This window comes from Acinetobacter qingfengensis (genome assembly GCF_008693185.1).
GTDB classification, from domain to species: domain Bacteria; phylum Pseudomonadota; class Gammaproteobacteria; order Pseudomonadales; family Moraxellaceae; genus Acinetobacter; species Acinetobacter qingfengensis.
In genome coordinates this window covers 52108-67881 of record NZ_VXKN01000010.1, presented here as the reverse complement: position 1 = coordinate 67881, position 15774 = coordinate 52108, and the positions used below count along the sequence as shown (strand labels likewise).

The following is a 15774-nucleotide window of genomic DNA, read 5'->3' as shown; positions in this document are numbered from 1 at the left end:
GAAGAGGTACGATGATGAAAAAGTTAGTGATCATGTTGCATGGCGTTGGAAGTTATGGTGCTGATTTGGAATCAATTGCCCGATATTGGCAGAAGGGTGTTACTGATTTGGAGTTCGCTTCACCAAATGCACCATTTCATTTTATGAATAGCCCGGATGCATTTCAATGGTTTAGTATTAGCGAGATAAATCAGGAAAATCGATTCCAACGCATCGTTGAAGCTAGAGTTGCATTTGATCAGACCATTACAACGATCTTGCAACAACATCAAATGCAAAATCATTTGGATCAGGTTGTATTCTGTGGTTTTTCACAAGGAGCGATTATGGCACTTGATGCTGTAGTGTCTGGTCGCTGGCCAGTTGCAGGGGTTATTGGCCTATCTGGACGTTTGGTGACGCCAATCCTTGATGGTGTGTCGAAGTCAACACAAATACTTCTTATGCACGGTGAAGCAGATACTGTCATTTCTGTACAGGAAAGTCATTTGGCACGAGAGCAGTTATCCCTGGCGGGTTTTAATGTACATCTGGAAACATTTGCCGGATTACCGCATGCCGTTAATCAACAGGAATTAGAGCGGGGTGAAATGTTCTTAAAAACTATACTCGGTACTTAAATAGGTATATGTTTTGGTTATAAAATTGATGTCTGTTTTAATATTACTTATATTAGAACAAGAATCTCTAGCATTGATTGAACTTATGGTAATGACATATTGTGTAAGCATAATAGACTTCTTGCGAGATATTTATAACTTATTAAATTCTCTTTTATTGGGTGGGTTTAATGCCTTTCGCAAGAAATCTAGTCTATAAAATAGTATATGCTGTTTATATTTGGGTTAATCCGCCATCAACAATGAGTTCTGCTCCATTCACATATCTTGCTTCATCAGAAGCCAGAAATAATGCAGTAGATGCAATATCCTCAGGCTGGGCAACAAATCCCAACGGAACAGTAGTTTCTGCATATTCTATTAGTGCATGTATTTGTGCATCATCTAATTTCATCCCATTTTTCATGATAGGTGTTTGTGTAAATCCGGGACTTAATGCATTGACACGAATTTTTCGCAATTTTAGATCATTGGCTAATGTTCGTGTAAATGAGCGGATGGCTGCTTTTGATGCACTATAAAGACTCAAGTGGTCAAGTCCTTTATGAGCAACAAATGATGAGGTTAATACGATTGCCCCACCGTCATTGAGGAGTGGTAATAAAACTTGGATTGAAAAAAATACACCTTTTACATTAATATCAAAAATTTTATAGAACTGTGCTTCTGTAGTTTGTTCAAAATGGTTGGTTTCGGCAATCCCTGCATTTGCAAATATAATATCTAATCGGTCACCATAATTTTCAATTTCTTTTTTTAATCTCTGTAGGTCAGATATGCTTGCGACATCGGATACAACAGCAATAGCTTTTTCACCTAGATGATCTACAGCTTTTTCAAGTCGATCTATGGATCTACCCGTAATATAGACACGCTTAGCTCCTGCTGTGAGCAATTTTTTTGCGATGGAAAAACCAATTCCTGTAGAGCCACCGGTAATCACCGCTACTTTGTTAAAAAAATCATAAGACATTTTTATACTCCTGATCATCATTTACTGTGAATAAATTTGTATATAAATAAAATAGAAAATCCAATTGCATAAAGCCTAATTCGATTTTCCGCTTAAATTCGATTGCTTATAGATGAGGGCAACCCTATTGTTGCGACACAAGCACTTATCAGTGATTAATGTATATCTGCTATTTTCTTTGAATGGACTTGATAATAACTAAGGAACAAACCTATAGCACTTATCCCTGCTGCGATTAACGGTAGTTTCGTCAAATATATACCGTGATCAATTGTGACTCCTCCAATCCATGCCCCACAGGCATTTCCTAGATTTAATGCTGCAATATTAAATGCAGATGCGAGGACAGGGGCTTTCCCTGCGACAGCCATAACATTAAGTTGGAGTGGTGGTATCGTTGCAAATGTGGCTGCACCAAAAAAGAAGATGACGATGACCATTGCCGTGAAAGAATTCATCACAAAATAAACTGCCAGCATGATTAAAATAAGACTGGAAAGTGTGATCCGTAATGCTGAGGTAATATTTTGACTTGCCAATCTTGCACCAATAGGATTACCCAAGGCCAAACCTAATCCGAACACTAACAGTAGAAAGGGTACGGTACTTTGTGCAGCACCTGTGATTTGAGTGAGAATAGGTGCAATGTAAGTAAAAAGCGTGAATGTTCCTCCAAATCCCAAAACAGTAATCAGTAAGGCACGAATCATGCTCGGCTGCACAAGTGTTTTAAATTCCTGACGTAAATTGATTGTACGTTCGGTTTCTATGTATGGCAGTAGTCTTGAAATGGCTAAAGCTGCAATCAAACCTAGACAGGCAATAACAATAAAGGTTGAACGCCAGCCAACAGATTGGCCGATCGCAGCACCTAATGGTGCACCAAGAATATTTGCTAATGTTGCACCAATAAACATAGCGGCAATGGCATTTGCTTGTTTATCCGGTGTAACCAGTTTTGCTGCAACAACAGCACCTAAACCAAAAAATGTGGCCTGAGATAAAGCTGTTATTAAGCGTGCAATCAAAAGCATCTCATAAGTCGGTGCAACAGCACATGCTAAATTTCCTACAGTAAATAAAAGCATTAATCCGACCAGTACAGCTTTTCGATTAAGTCCCAATAGAAATGGTGTCAAAAAAGGTGCACCCAAGACTACACCCAGCGCATAACCAGTGACTAAGAAACCAGCCTGACCAATTTTTATATTTAGATCATGGGCTACTTCAAGTAACAGCCCCATAATAATAAATTCACTGGTACAAATTGCAAAAGCTCCTGCGGCCAGAGCCCAAATAGCGAATGGCATTATCTAATTCCTAAAATTAAATCAACAACATAAATAACGATAAAACTTATCTTGTAGAGATAATGATTGCTTCTGCTGCAAAGAAATAGTATGAATAGCTTTTTTAATTAAAAACCTAGAGTTAGGAATGAATCGTTTAGAAAGTATGGCAACATACGTGAAAGTGGTTGAGCGAGGAAGTTTTATTGCTGCGGCTGATGAAATTGGTATTTCCTCCACGATGGTCGGTAAGCACATCAGAGAATTAGAAGAACATTTATCGGTAAAATTATTAAATAGAACGACAAGGCAACAAAACTTGACTGATGCTGGTCGTCTTTATTACGAAAAATGCAAAGCAGTTTTATTACAAATAGCAGAAGCAGAACTTGATGTTCGTGAAATGAATTTCAATCCCAAAGGTATTCTTCGAGTGAGTGCGCCATTAACATTTGGAGCCCAATGTCTATCCCCGGCAATTGCAGAATATTTACGTGAATATCCGGAAGTAGAAGTTCAATTATTATTAAGTGATATAGAAAGTAATCTGGTACATGATAATCAGGATATTGCGATACGGATTGGTCATTTACCTGAGTCAGGGCTGATTGCCCGACCACTTAAACCATATAAAATGGTGTTATGTGCATCACCACATTATCTTGAGGTATATGGTACACCCCTGAAACCTGAAGATTTAAAACATCATAATTGTTTAGCTTTTCATCATCATGCGGCAAAGAGGGAATGGCGTTTTTTATGTCCGGAAGGAGAGACGCTCATCAATGTTTCTGGTCAGTTAAGTATAAATAATGGTCAGGGTCTACGCATGGCTGCTTTACAAGGTGTCGGTATTATTATGCAGCCCGAGGTTTTACTGAAACCAGATTTAGAAGCAGGTCGTTTAACTCAGATACTCAAGGAAATAGAACTTCCTGCACGTCCAATGCATATTATTTACCTTCGTGACAAAATGATGCCTCCAAAAATAAAAAGTTTTATTAATTTTATCCTAAAGAAATGGGGTGTTTAATGTGATTAGCGGGATTATGATTAAAATAAATTTAATACAGGAAAGATAGATTTAAATAATCGTCATTTATAAACCAAAAAATTATAGTTAATGTTTATTTATGAATAGAAGGATAAAAAGAAATTATTATTTATAATCATTTTGTTGGCTGATGTGTAATCTAAAATAACCTTTACCATCAGCTAATGCAGGACAATAGCTGATGGTAAAGAGTAGAGCTTAATCTTCAGCTCTGGCTTTTGCATTGGACTTTTTACTTTTTTTGACGGCTTTTTTCACTTTGTCTTTCTTTTTAGTTTTGCCTTTGTCTTTGCTTGGTTTACGATCAGCAACATGGTCTGATTTTTTCTTTTTGGCTTTTTTAGGTTTATCTTCAGTTGGTGTTACGAGTTGTTCTGGAAGATTTGGTTGGTTATCTGTCACTGTAGGGGTACGTTTTTTACGCACTGGCTTATTACCAGTTGACGTATTGTCATATTGTTGTGGTTCTTTTGCTGCTGTCCGACTCCGAGTAGATCGGGGTGTTGCCGTGCTATTACTACGTGGTGCTTTACCACGCACCAGACGACCAGCACTACTGACTTGTTTGACCAGCACAAAATCAAGTTTACGTTCTTCAAGGTTTACCGCTGCGACTTTGATAACGACTTTATCACCAAGCGCAAACACCTGTCCCTGATGTTGTCCTGTTAAGCGCTGTAAAGCAGCATCGTAAACAAAATAATCATCGCCAAGTTGACTGATATGAATCATGCCGTCTACATAAAGGTCGCTTAAGGTCACAAACATGCCAAAATCAGTTACGGCTGTAATCACACCTGTAAATTCTTCACCCAGATGTTGTTGCATATAATGGCATTTTAGCCATGCAGTGACATCTCGAGAGGCTTCATCGGCACGGCGTTCTGTTTGGGAGTAATGTTCACCGGCTGCATCTAGCGCAGCACCTTGTAATGGATAAGGTTTTTCGGCCAGTTTGGCTTTAATTGCACGATGTAAAAGTAGATCCGGATAACGGCGAATTGGGGAAGTAAAGTGTGTATAAGCCTCATAGGCTAGACCATAATGTCCGGCATTTTTAGGTGCATAATACGCTTGCATCATGGAGCGTAACAGCACAGCATGAATACTGGTTGCATCAATGCGATCTTTAGTTGCTTCAATAACGCGTTGATAATCGGCCTGAGTGGGTTGTTCTGGGAAACTTAACCCTAAAAGTTTGACATAATCACGTACTTTTTGAATGCGGGAAAATTCAGGTGGCTCATGCACACGGTATAACATTGGAACATCATTTGTTAAGGCGAAATCAGCCGCAGCGACGTTGGCAAGCAGCATACATTCCTCAATCAGTTTATGTGCATCATTACGACTACGTGGCAGAATCTCCTTGATTGCACCTTTGTCATCAAAGGTCATATATGTTTCAACTGTTTCAAACTCCATGGCATGACGTTGTTCACGTAACTGCAATAAGGTTTGATAGAGTTGAAATAGCGTATTGATGGATTTATGGATTGCTGCATTATTGACAATGGCCTGACTATCTCCAGCTAGATATTGGGCAACTTGTGTATAGGTCAAACGTGCCTGTGAATGCATTACAGCCGGATAAAATTCGTATTTAGTGACTCGTCCGGCACGGGAAAGGTTTAAATCACAGACCATGCATAGCCGATCGACATCTGGATTGAGTGAACATAAGCCGTTCGATAATGCTTCTGGTAGCATGGGTAAGACATAATGCGGAAAATAAACAGACGTCCCCCGTTGTTGCGCTTCATCATCCAGAGGTTTGCCCACATTGACATAATGACTGACATCTGCAATGGCAACAATGACGCGGTAACCACCACCAGGACGTTTTTCTGCATAAACTGCATCATCGAAGTCACGGGCATCTTCACCATCAATGGTTACTAATGGTAAATCTCTTAAATCGACCCGATTTTTGCGATCACGAGCAGAAGGCTCCTTGAATTTTTCTGCTTCAGCAATGACTTCTTGCGGAAATTCATAAGGCAAGCCGTATTCCAGAATGGTTGCCGGAATAATAATTTGTGTATCAGCCTGATTTGCCATGGATTTGATAACATGCCCAGTTGCAAATTCTTCGCGTGTTGGATAGTCGTCAATGGCGATTCTTACTGCATCACCTACACGAAGTCCTGCATGTTCAACCAGTTCTTTTTCTAGTGTAACTGGTTGGTGTGTATTGGGAGCTGAAGGCTGAACATAAAATTCACCTTCATGTTCACACAATTCACCAATCACTTGCTGTACCTGATGTTTGATCACCTCAGTAATAAAACCTTGTGTGCGTCCACGACGGTCAATACTGGTTGGACGCACCCGAATACGGTCACCATTAAAAACCAGACGAAGTTCCCGTTCACTGAGCAACAGATCATCTCGGTCCTTAATGACAGCAAAACCTTGACCACGTTGGTTAATGTCAACTAAAGCATCATATTCCTGATCATCATTACATAGCTGATATGTCTGACCGATACGGATTAATTGTCCATCTCTTATCATCGCACCCAATCGACGTCTGAGTGCTTCAAGGCTATTTTCATCTTCTAACTGAAATGCCTGAGCAACATCATCATACGTCATCCCCTGATCAGACTTTTCAACCAGTGACGAAATTAATGTACGGCTAGGGATCGGGTTATCATAACGTTGTGATTCAAGCAATGCTTCAGGATCATTCCATTTTTTCATCATTATTAACACATCAATTTTAACTTTACTTGCAGTCTATCATAGACGTATTGCGTATTGCTGTGAAGCCTTAATGGTAACACGCTAAGAAAGTACAAAGATTTGCTAAATTTGTACAAAAAATAGATATTTGGATGAGAAATAATAAAAAAAGCCGATGCAACGCTTGAATTGCAAGAGTTAAATTTGTATTATGGCGACCTCGTTACGGTGAGATGTCCGAGTGGCCGAAGGTGCTTCCCTGCTAAGGAAGTGTGGGTTTTATAGCTCACCGAGGGTTCGAATCCCTCTCTCACCGCCACGAGATAATGTTTGAAATGATGCGCTCATAGCTCAGCTGGATAGAGCACTTGGCTACGAACTAAGGGGTCGGGAGTTCGAATCTCTCTGAGCGCACCACTAAATGAAATTCTGGATTTCTTCATACATTATATGATGCGCTCATAGCTCAGCTGGATAGAGCACTTGGCTACGAACTAAGGGGTCGGGAGTTCGAATCTCTCTGAGCGCACCATTTCCTTTATAGGAAAAATTAAACTGCATTCTTATGGAATTGCGGTTTTTTTGTGTTTAAAGAATTATTATTTGTTACAATGTTTATTCCATTTTATTTAAATGATCAAACAATAAGATGTCTGTACCTGAGAATAAACAACAACTTTTAATTGCGATTGATAAAAACTTTAATTTACTGATTAAGAAACTGCATCAAGTTCCAGTAGAGCTGGCATATTTGCCTGTATTGGATGGACATGTCAAAAATACATGCATCAGTGTGGCACAATTGGTTGCCTATCTCATTGGTTGGGGAGCGTTAGTGTTAAAATGGCATGATAGAGAGCAGCAGGGGCTGGTCATTGATTTTCCAGAAACAGGATATAAATGGAATCAACTGGGTTTACTGGCACAAAAATTTTATCAGGATTATGCCGCAGTGAATGACTATGTTGTCTTGTTGAAAAAATTGACAGAGAATCAACAGGCGATAAAGCAATTGGTATCACGTTTTGATGATCAGCAACTTTATGGGCAAGTATGGTATGGAAAATGGCCAAGAGGTAGAATGATTCAATTTAATACGGCATCCCCTTATAAAAATGCTGTAGGACGTTTGAATGCGTGGTTTAAACAAAGTCTTCAGAAATAAAGATTTTAGAACACAAATTAGGCAATTGTTCTATTTCTTTTGAAAAAGGCTGGTATATTTCAATTAATTATCTATAATATGCCCACGATGCGCTCATAGCTCAGCTGGATAGAGCACTTGGCTACGAACTAAGGGGTCGGGAGTTCGAATCTCTCTGAGCGCACCACTTCCTTATATAGGAAAAATTAAACTGCATTCTTATGGAATTGCGGTTTTTTTGTGTTTATTATTTGACATTTATTCATGATTTTAGCTTTGATTGAATATAATAAATCGCCAAAGCTTATCTACAGTCCGGCTAAAATATGAATAAAAATGAGTCCCATCAATGGAAGATGGGGGGAGAGAAACAGCATTGCAGTGGACAGGATGGAGTCGTCTTATGCTGGAACAAACTTTACTTTATGATGTAACAGGTCAACCCATTCCACAATCACATAATTCGTCTTCGCAAGATTGGGATGAAATTAAGGCATGGACAGATCAAGTCTATATGCCATATAACGTTATACTTTTGGGGAAATCTCCTGATCCTGTATCTAGTATGCATTCAATAAAAGTTGGTCATATGATTGTGACCCGTTTTAAGTATGGTGTTCCTGTGCATTTGAACAAGTGGGATCAACAAGCAGGAAATATTATTTTATTGACCACACTTCAGGGGCAGGGTCATCATGCGGTTAATGCTGCACACTGGCATACAACAGAAGTTGGTGAATCTTTTCTGGTTGATTGCAGTCAGACGGATGATTATGCTGTAAGTTTTCATCCTGATCATTTACAACTGAATTTGACAATTCCACATCGTTGTATGACGGAATTGATGTTGGCAAATTTTGGTCATCATGCACCAGTAAAATTATGGCAATTCAAGACTTCATTTGGCGGTGTTCATTCCAGTTGGTTGATGTTGTTGCAATATTTAAGCAAAAGTATTGGCGAAATTCCTGAAATTCAATTGCAGGCACGTGCTGGTGAACATTTACAGCAAATGGTCTGTTTACATATTTTAAATGAATGGGCAGCACGGGCGCAGATTAATTTACAACAACAAGAATATATTGCACCGAAGTATATTGATCGGGCAGAGCAATATATGCGGGACTCCATTTGTTATAGCCCAACCATTGCAGAAATTGCAAAGGCAGTAGGGGTAAGTATTCGGACTTTGTCATCAGGATTTAAAAAATATCGCCAGATTACCCCAGCACAATTTATGCGAGATATTCGTCTGGCAATGGTTCGGCAAGAGCTTTTGCGGGCATCATCTGGTCAGACTGTTGCAGCAATTGCTTATGCCTGTGGTTATATTAATTTAGGTGATTTTTCTCGCCAGTATCGTTTGAAGTATGGCGAACGTCCTTCACAGACCTTACAAAAAAAACAATGAGTACAAAAATAATTGCCGAAATCTGACAGAGCTTGCCGGATTTTAGTAGAGAAATAAAATGATGACTGCATAAACTCCTATTCAGATATCGGAGGATATCTTTTGTGATTTTCCAGATGGAATGGAGTTAAAATATGAAACAGCAATTAAAGCAAGCTCTTGATCCTATTTTACAACAATCGATTGTAGATAATTATCCAGTTGCTGGCGTTGTGGCAGGTGTAACGGATCAGCATGATATTTTGTATTTGAATCATGCGGGCGAACGAGATCTTGCCACCCATACGATGATGGCGAATGATAGTGTTTTTGCAATTTTTTCAACCACAAAGGCCATTACAACGACAATTGCCCTGCAACAATATGAACAGGGAAAACTGGATCTGGATGCTCCTGCTTGGGAATACTTACCTGAGATTGGTGAGTTAAAACGATTACAGGGTTTTGATGATCGTGGTCAGCCTGTATTTGTGAATGCCAGACATGAGATTACAACCAGAATGTTGTTATTGCATACAGCTGGTATGGGCTATGACTTTTTTAATGATGATTATCATCAATTAACCGTCAGACATGCGTATCCCAGTATTATTACCGCAACGAAGGCATCATTAAAAACACCATTATTATTTGAACCAGGTACAGCATGGGAATATGGTTCCAATATTGACTGGGCTGGTTTGGTAACAGAAGCGGTCGGAGGTAAACGTCTGGGAGAGTTAATGCAGGAACAGATTTTTAATCCATTGGGAATGCAGGATACAGCATTTACAATGACTGACAGTATGCAACAGCGTCGAGTCAGTATGCATCATCGGCAGGCTGATGGTTCTTTGCAAGCCGATTCAGCATTTATTTTGCCACAGGATCCAGAAGTGCAGATGGGGGGACATGGATTGTATTCAACAGTTCCTGATTATTTAAAATTTATCCGTATGTGGTTAAATCATGGTGCAGTTGAGGGGCAACAACTGTTACAGGAAAACACGATTAAACTGGCCTTACACAATGGTCTGGGTGAAATTGCCATGAAGAATTTGCCTGGAGCCATTCCTGCCTTGTCCAATGATGTGAATATTTATCCAGAAGCAGAAAAAGGCTGGACACTAGGTTTTATGCTGAATGAAACAGAAACTGCTTCTGGCCGTCCAGCAGGAACGATTGGTTGGTGTGGTTTAGCAAATTTATATTATTGGATTGATTTAAAAAATCATATAGGTGCTTATTGGGCAACGCAGACTTTGCCTTTTCTGGATCAAGGATCATATGGCAGTTTTCTTAAATTTGAAACAGCGGTGAATCACATCATCAAACAATAATCAGATTATCTGTTATTGGATTGATGAAGTATATATAGGGACAATCGTTCAAGGGAATGAATCATGAAAAAATTAATGCTAATGGCACTGGCATGTGCCAGTACGATGACGCAGATCAGTCATGCGCTAGATGTGGATGCGGGAGATTATGATTATGTCCCTAATGGCGTAAATCTGGGTCTTATTTATTATCAGCATGCTGTACGTGACACATTGTATAGTGGCAGTCAAAAAATGGCAGGAGATGCAAAACTGACTTCAGATATTGGAATCGCCCGTTATGTGCATTATATGGAAGTTGGTGGCGTACAAATTGCTCCACAAATTTTAATTCCTTTCGGGCATCTTGATGCTGAACAAGATATTTCTGCACTGGGGAGTGCCAGTGGCCTGGGAGATATTATTCTGGCCAATACTTTTTTTGTACATCATGACACTGCCAGTAAGACCATGATCGGGATTACACCATATTTGTATTTACCTACAGGGAATTATGATCAGAATGGTGCTTTAAATATTGGTGAGAATCGTTATAAATTAACGGTACAGGGGGCAGTTACAATCAGCGTTGCCAAAAATTTGTTATGGGATGTTTTGGGTGATGTAACTTTCTATGGTAAAAATGATGATTATGCAACTGGTGAACTCAAGCAAAACATGGGATATCAATTGCAGACCAACATGCGTTATCAAATGAATGATCGTGTAGATTTACGTGCAGGATTATCTTATGCAGACTTTGGTGATACCCGAGTGAATGGCGTTACCACTGATGCGATGACGCAAAGTAAATTCTGGCTTGGAACTGCTGTTAAACCAACGACGACAACGCAGCTAATTGCAACTTATGGTCAGGATATTCGAGTAGAAAATGGTTTTAAGGAAAGCCATCGAATGAATTTACGCTTTTTAAAAGTCTTTTGATTTTTAGATCAGGACGTTCTAATCAAGTCACTGTAAATGAGGCAACTTAACAGTGACTTTATTAAGTGTCATTCAAAAATTGCTTGTCACCATTAAAACCATCAAGTAATGTTATGGCTGATTTTAACCATGATGTGTGATGACAATGACGGATGCAAATCCAAGTTTTAGCTGTCGATATTTCTTAACACTGGATGAGGCCAAAGAAGGTTTTGCATTGGCAACGTTTGGAAAAAAACGATTTACCCAATATATTACCCCGATTCTAAGTATTCTTATTATTATATGGGGATTGAGTCTTGGTTTATCTGGTGTTGGTAAATTTTATGTCATACTCGGCGCAACTTTTCTCATTTTGCAACTTTTATTACGGTTCGTACTATTACCAAAATTATTTACACGTCAGTATCAGCGTTACAAGTTTGGCGAAACAGAGCAAGGAATAGATCTTTATCAGCAACATGCAGTAATTTTAGTGGCTGGTAATGAACAAATTATTCAATATACCGAAATTGCAAAGTTTGCCGAAGCAAAACAAGCTTATTTAATTGAATTAAAAAATAAAACCGTCATTATTATTTCCAAAAAAGCCGTTGAAGTTACCGGACAGAAGGATTTTTTTGAATCGGTATTTAAAGCATATAAAGTTTAAGCAGAATATTTATGTCTGTTATACAAGGAGCAAACATGTCAGTTCAACCCTCTAAAATCGTTTGTGTTGGTCGTAATTATGCCGATCATGCCAAAGAACTGGGTAATGCTATTCCTGAACGCCCAGTTTTATTTATTAAACCACCAAGTAGTTTAATTGGTCTAGATGATGGTATTCGCTGGAATCAACAGCTTGGAGAGTGCCATTTTGAATGTGAAATTTCATTACGTATTGATCGTCCTTTATCTAATGAAACTGATCCAGAAAAAGCATTACAGGCCATTGGCGCACTGACATTAGGATTGGATTTAACCTTGAGAGATTTGCAAACGGAATTAAAAAATAAGGGCGAACCCTGGGAACGGGCAAAAGCATTTGATGGGGCTTGTGTATTGGCAGACTGGATTGATGTGAATGAAGTCACCGACTGGGCAGCACTGGAATTTAGTTTTGTGCAAAATGGCATTGAAAAACAGCATGGATTCACTGTAGATATGTTATTTGATATAGCAACGGTATTGGTAAATATTAGTCAGGCCTTTAGCTTACAGCCTGGCGATGTTGTAATGACAGGAACACCTAAAGGTGTAGCTGCATTACAGCCGAAAGACCAGTTATTATTAAAATTAAAAACCCAGAAAGCTGAACATGTATGGCAAACCTTTTGTAAAGACTTCTAAAAAAATCCCTGACTTTAAATCAGGGATTTTCTTATTATGAATTTACTGCCGCTTGATTTGGTGCAGGTGGTTGTGGTGCCAGTTGTCCATCTTGAGGTGGTAGAGGTGGTTGTTGACCTTTTTCCGGACGGTTTGGTTTAAAATTCACTTCACATTTACCTTCAAGTGTTTTATCACCAACTTTTACAGAAATGGTTTGGCCGACTTTACCTTCGCAGGCTTTGTCTAGTGCTTCACGTTTTGCTTGATGTTCCTGCATACGTTGCTGGAATGCTGCCTTTTCCTGATCAGTCATTTTATCAAATGGTTTTCCACTATGTGGTAGTGGTGGACGTTGTTTATCGTTATGAGCGGATTTAGGCAAATGGTCTGGACGATCATTGTGTGGTGCAGTATTACTTTGGCACGCTGTTAAACCGACTACGGATGCCAGCGCTAAAGTCATCATTGAAGTCTTTAACCATGTACTCATCTCATTATCCTCTAAAAATTAAAAAAATTGTCATGCTTTAATAGTTACAAAGATTAGATAATAAACATGAAGAAACAATGGAGAGAGTTTTGGGGCGTTGTTGGTTACAATGCATGATGATGAAGAACAGTTTTTTTGATGTATTGATGAGGAATTGATTTGAAATACTGGCGGCTTCCCATTGCATTTCGGTTGTTTTTAATTGTGTTATTAACAACATTGCTGATTACAACTGTTAGTCTGGGAGTACTCCAGTGGGCATTGCAAAAGAACTTCTCGCGCTATGTGACTGAAGTTGAAATGCAAAAATTAGAGCATTTGAATAATAATTTATCCGAAGTATATCAGGTATATGGCAGTTGGAATAAAGCCATTCAAAATAGTACGAAAGGATCTGATCGCAAGATGGATCAGGATGAGCTAAAGCACTTACCACAGCGTTGGTTACGGAGACAATACGATATTGCCCAGCAGCAAAGTGAAATTATCAAAAATCCGGCGTTATTTCAGGCAAGAATGAGTAATGATGAAAATAAAATTTATGTACCATCGCATTTTGAACCATTTGCAAAGCCGCCAGAATTAACTGATGAGCAGATTAAACGTTTAAATAACTTCAACGGTGCCGAAGATTTACCACCACCAAGAGGTTGGGATGGAAAACATCGCTGGCTGATTCCAGTTCCTGATCGCTTGGGTTATGGTCATCGACTGGCACTTTATGATACAGATAAAAAATTAATTACAGGCGATCCTGCTTCGGATATTCCTTTACAAAGCATTATTGTTGATGGAAAAATTGTCGGTTATCTGGGGTTGCGTCCGGCATTAAATGTAGACGATGCTTTGAGTATTAATTTTTTCAGTAATCAACAACGTTATTTAATGTTGATTTATGCAGTTTCTATTATCATTAGTGCGATTGCGGCTTTATTGCTGGCAACATATTTTAAAAAACCTATTCATCGATTATTGAATGCTGCGGTTGAATTAAGTAAAGGTAATTATCATTACCGGGTAGAAATTAACAGTAATGATGAATTGGGAGATTTATCCAAACTGATCAATCAATTATCCAAAGTTTTAGATCAACATGAACAATCACGCAGGCAATGGGTTGCGGATACTTCACATGAATTAAAAACACCAATTAGTGTATTACAGGCACAAATTGAAGCGATTCGCGATGGTGTGCGTCAGGCAACACCAGAACATCTGGATCGTATGATGCATCAAGTATTAAGTTTAAAAAAATTGACGCAGGATTTAGCAGATTTGGCACAAGCAGATGCACAACAGCTGACATGTTATCGCAGTAAAATTAATCCTTGGGATATTGTATTGCATGAAATTGAAAATTTTAAACCAAAATTTGAACAAAAACAGCTTGAAGTTACTGCAACGGGTGAGGGCGTGAGCTTGTTTTCTGATCCTGATCGCTTTAGACAAATTATTGTCAATTTATTGAGTAACAGTGTTCGTTATACTGAGACAAAAGGTAAGATTCACCTTCATACAGCATTAACCGCAGATGACTGGTTTGTGTATATTGATGATAGCCCATTGGGTGTAACGGATGAACAATTGCAGCAATTGGGTGAGCGTTTTTATCGTGTTGATGATTCCCGTACTCGAAGTACCGGTGGAACCGGTTTAGGTCTGGCTTTATCGAAAAAAATTGCTCAAGCGCTTGGTGGTGATTTACAGTTTGATCATTCACCTTTGGGCGGATTACGTTGTACAGTACGCTTAAATCGCCAGCAAAAAAATGAACAGTAATAGGAGATAACATGAAACATATTCTTTTGGTTGAGGATGAAATTGAACTGGCTGAGTTGGTAAAAGATTATCTTGTGGCGGCAGGTTTTGAGGTCAGCATGTTTCATGATGGTCAGGCAGCTTATGATGCTTTTCTACAACATAAGCCTAATCTGATGATTTTAGACTTGATGGTGCCACGTATGGATGGTTTGACGATATGCCGAAAAGTCCGTGAACAATCCGATATTCCTATTATTATGGTCACAGCACGCACTGAAGAAATTGATCGGGTGCTCGGCTTAAATATGGGGGCTGATGATTATATTTGTAAACCATTTAGTCCAAAAGAACTGGTCGCACGTGTACAAGCTGTATTACGCCGCTTAGAGCGTAAAGCAGAACCTGAGAGCAGTAATAATAGTACCTTTAGAATAGATAAAGCTCAGCAACGTATCTGGTTTAAACAGACTGCGTTGAATCTGACACCCACTGAATTTCGGTTACTTGAATTATTTTTAGAGCATGTGGGTCATGTTTATTCGCGTTCACAACTACTGGATCATATTAATCCGGATAGTTATGATGTGGCAGACCGTGTGATTGATAGTCATATTAAAAACTTGCGCCGTAAAATTACTGATGTGACAGATACCGGAAATCGGCACGAATGGATACAGGCGGTTTATGGTGTAGGTTATCGCTTTGAATTTCCAGAGTAAAACATAAAATTGCACAAGTTGTCCTGTGGATAATCACAATGTTATCCACAGAAATTGTGGACAACTTG

The 15774-nt window shown here is 39.0% G+C and carries 14 protein-coding genes and 4 tRNA genes; 14 read left to right on the top strand and 4 right to left on the bottom strand.

Annotated elements, in window-relative coordinates:
• The first annotated feature begins 11 nt into the window (after positions 1-11).
• Entirely contained in the window at positions 12-620 is a 609-nt protein-coding gene (locus F4V57_RS12140; RefSeq protein WP_070070976.1) for an alpha/beta hydrolase, read from the top strand.
• A 214-nt stretch (positions 621-834) separates the two neighbouring features.
• Here F4V57_RS12140 and F4V57_RS12135 read toward each other — a convergent pair whose 3' ends face one another.
• Together F4V57_RS12135 and F4V57_RS12130 are read right to left on the bottom strand one after the other, a co-directional pair.
• Entirely contained in the window at positions 835-1593 is a 759-nt protein-coding gene (locus tag F4V57_RS12135) for an SDR family NAD(P)-dependent oxidoreductase (protein WP_070070975.1), read from the bottom strand.
• Positions 1594-1748: 155 nt separating this feature from the next.
• Positions 1749-2903, bottom strand: a complete 1155-nt coding sequence (locus F4V57_RS12130; protein ID WP_070070974.1) for an MFS transporter — start codon at positions 2901-2903, stop codon at positions 1749-1751.
• A gap of 127 nt (positions 2904-3030) precedes the next feature.
• Here F4V57_RS12130 and F4V57_RS12125 point away from each other — a divergent pair, with 127 nt between their 5' ends.
• Positions 3031-3915: a LysR family transcriptional regulator gene (locus F4V57_RS12125; RefSeq protein ID WP_070070973.1), complete on the top strand. Its 885-nt coding sequence runs from the start codon at positions 3031-3033 to the stop codon at positions 3913-3915.
• Between the two features lie 219 nt (positions 3916-4134).
• On the opposite strand, the gene rnr is transcribed toward F4V57_RS12125, so the two are convergent.
• Positions 4135-6645, bottom strand: a complete 2511-nt coding sequence (rnr, locus tag F4V57_RS12120) for a ribonuclease R (RefSeq protein WP_070070972.1) — start codon at positions 6643-6645, stop codon at positions 4135-4137.
• 206 nt (positions 6646-6851) lie between these two features.
• On the opposite strand from rnr, the gene F4V57_RS12115 reads away from it, so the two are divergent.
• The 10 genes from F4V57_RS12115 to F4V57_RS12070 all read left to right on the top strand — a co-directional run bounded on the left by F4V57_RS12115 (position 6852) and on the right by F4V57_RS12070 (position 12754).
• Positions 6852-6943 (top strand) — tRNA-Ser (locus F4V57_RS12115).
• Positions 6944-6964: 21 nt separating this feature from the next.
• A tRNA-Arg gene (locus tag F4V57_RS12110) sits at positions 6965-7041 on the top strand.
• 38 nt (positions 7042-7079) lie between these two features.
• Positions 7080-7156, top strand: a tRNA-Arg gene (locus F4V57_RS12105).
• Positions 7157-7273: 117 nt separating this feature from the next.
• On the top strand, positions 7274-7789 hold the full coding sequence (locus tag F4V57_RS12100; protein WP_070070971.1) for a ClbS/DfsB family four-helix bundle protein: 516 nt from the start codon (positions 7274-7276) through the stop codon (positions 7787-7789).
• A gap of 89 nt (positions 7790-7878) precedes the next feature.
• Positions 7879-7955: transfer RNA gene (locus tag F4V57_RS12095), tRNA-Arg, on the top strand.
• A 162-nt stretch (positions 7956-8117) separates the two neighbouring features.
• The gene (locus F4V57_RS12090) at positions 8118-9179 is read left to right on the top strand and encodes an AraC family transcriptional regulator (protein WP_081409289.1); all 1062 of its coding nucleotides are present in this window, start codon (positions 8118-8120) and stop codon (positions 9177-9179) included.
• A gap of 134 nt (positions 9180-9313) precedes the next feature.
• On the top strand, positions 9314-10498 hold the full coding sequence (locus F4V57_RS12085) for a serine hydrolase domain-containing protein (protein WP_070070970.1): 1185 nt from the start codon (positions 9314-9316) through the stop codon (positions 10496-10498).
• Positions 10499-10561: 63 nt separating this feature from the next.
• Positions 10562-11422, top strand: coding sequence for a transporter (locus F4V57_RS12080; protein WP_070070969.1), 861 nt, complete (start codon positions 10562-10564; stop codon positions 11420-11422).
• 145 nt (positions 11423-11567) lie between these two features.
• Positions 11568-12074 (top strand): YcxB family protein, encoded by a 507-nt coding sequence (locus F4V57_RS12075; RefSeq protein WP_070071033.1) that lies wholly within the window; start codon positions 11568-11570, stop codon positions 12072-12074.
• Positions 12075-12109: 35 nt separating this feature from the next.
• Positions 12110-12754 carry a fumarylacetoacetate hydrolase family protein gene (locus tag F4V57_RS12070; RefSeq protein ID WP_070070968.1) on the top strand — a complete coding sequence of 215 codons (645 nt, stop codon included), beginning with the start codon at positions 12110-12112 and terminating at the stop codon, positions 12752-12754.
• Positions 12755-12788: 34 nt separating this feature from the next.
• Here F4V57_RS12070 and F4V57_RS12065 read toward each other — a convergent pair whose 3' ends face one another.
• On the bottom strand, positions 12789-13226 hold the full coding sequence (locus F4V57_RS12065) for a hypothetical protein (protein ID WP_070070967.1): 438 nt from the start codon (positions 13224-13226) through the stop codon (positions 12789-12791).
• A gap of 159 nt (positions 13227-13385) precedes the next feature.
• On the opposite strand from F4V57_RS12065, the gene baeS reads away from it, so the two are divergent.
• Together baeS and F4V57_RS12055 are read left to right on the top strand one after the other, a co-directional pair.
• Positions 13386-15005, top strand: a complete 1620-nt coding sequence (gene baeS, locus F4V57_RS12060) for a sensor histidine kinase efflux regulator BaeS (protein WP_070070966.1) — start codon at positions 13386-13388, stop codon at positions 15003-15005.
• Between the two features lie 11 nt (positions 15006-15016).
• The gene (locus tag F4V57_RS12055; protein WP_070070965.1) at positions 15017-15706 is read left to right on the top strand and encodes a response regulator; all 690 of its coding nucleotides are present in this window, start codon (positions 15017-15019) and stop codon (positions 15704-15706) included.
• The last annotated feature ends 68 nt before the right edge of the window (positions 15707-15774 follow it).

Coding starts and splice junctions, on each gene's coding strand:
- F4V57_RS12125 (WP_070070973.1), top strand. CDS start 3,031: ATGAATCGTTTAGAAAGTATGGCAACATACGTGAAAGTGGTTGAGCGA.
- F4V57_RS12140 (WP_070070976.1), top strand. CDS start 12: ATGATGAAAAAGTTAGTGATCATGTTGCATGGCGTTGGAAGTTATGGT.
- F4V57_RS12055 (WP_070070965.1), top strand. CDS start 15,017: ATGAAACATATTCTTTTGGTTGAGGATGAAATTGAACTGGCTGAGTTG.
- F4V57_RS12130 (WP_070070974.1), bottom strand. CDS start 2,903: ATGCCATTCGCTATTTGGGCTCTGGCCGCAGGAGCTTTTGCAATTTGT.
- F4V57_RS12070 (WP_070070968.1), top strand. CDS start 12,110: ATGTCAGTTCAACCCTCTAAAATCGTTTGTGTTGGTCGTAATTATGCC.
- F4V57_RS12065 (WP_070070967.1), bottom strand. CDS start 13,226: ATGAGTACATGGTTAAAGACTTCAATGATGACTTTAGCGCTGGCATCC.
- F4V57_RS12090 (WP_081409289.1), top strand. CDS start 8,118: ATGGAAGATGGGGGGAGAGAAACAGCATTGCAGTGGACAGGATGGAGT.
- F4V57_RS12080 (WP_070070969.1), top strand. CDS start 10,562: ATGAAAAAATTAATGCTAATGGCACTGGCATGTGCCAGTACGATGACG.
- rnr (WP_070070972.1), bottom strand. CDS start 6,645: ATGATGAAAAAATGGAATGATCCTGAAGCATTGCTTGAATCACAACGT.
- F4V57_RS12135 (WP_070070975.1), bottom strand. CDS start 1,593: ATGTCTTATGATTTTTTTAACAAAGTAGCGGTGATTACCGGTGGCTCT.
- F4V57_RS12100 (WP_070070971.1), top strand. CDS start 7,274: ATGTCTGTACCTGAGAATAAACAACAACTTTTAATTGCGATTGATAAA.
- F4V57_RS12085 (WP_070070970.1), top strand. CDS start 9,314: ATGAAACAGCAATTAAAGCAAGCTCTTGATCCTATTTTACAACAATCG.
- F4V57_RS12075 (WP_070071033.1), top strand. CDS start 11,568: ATGACGGATGCAAATCCAAGTTTTAGCTGTCGATATTTCTTAACACTG.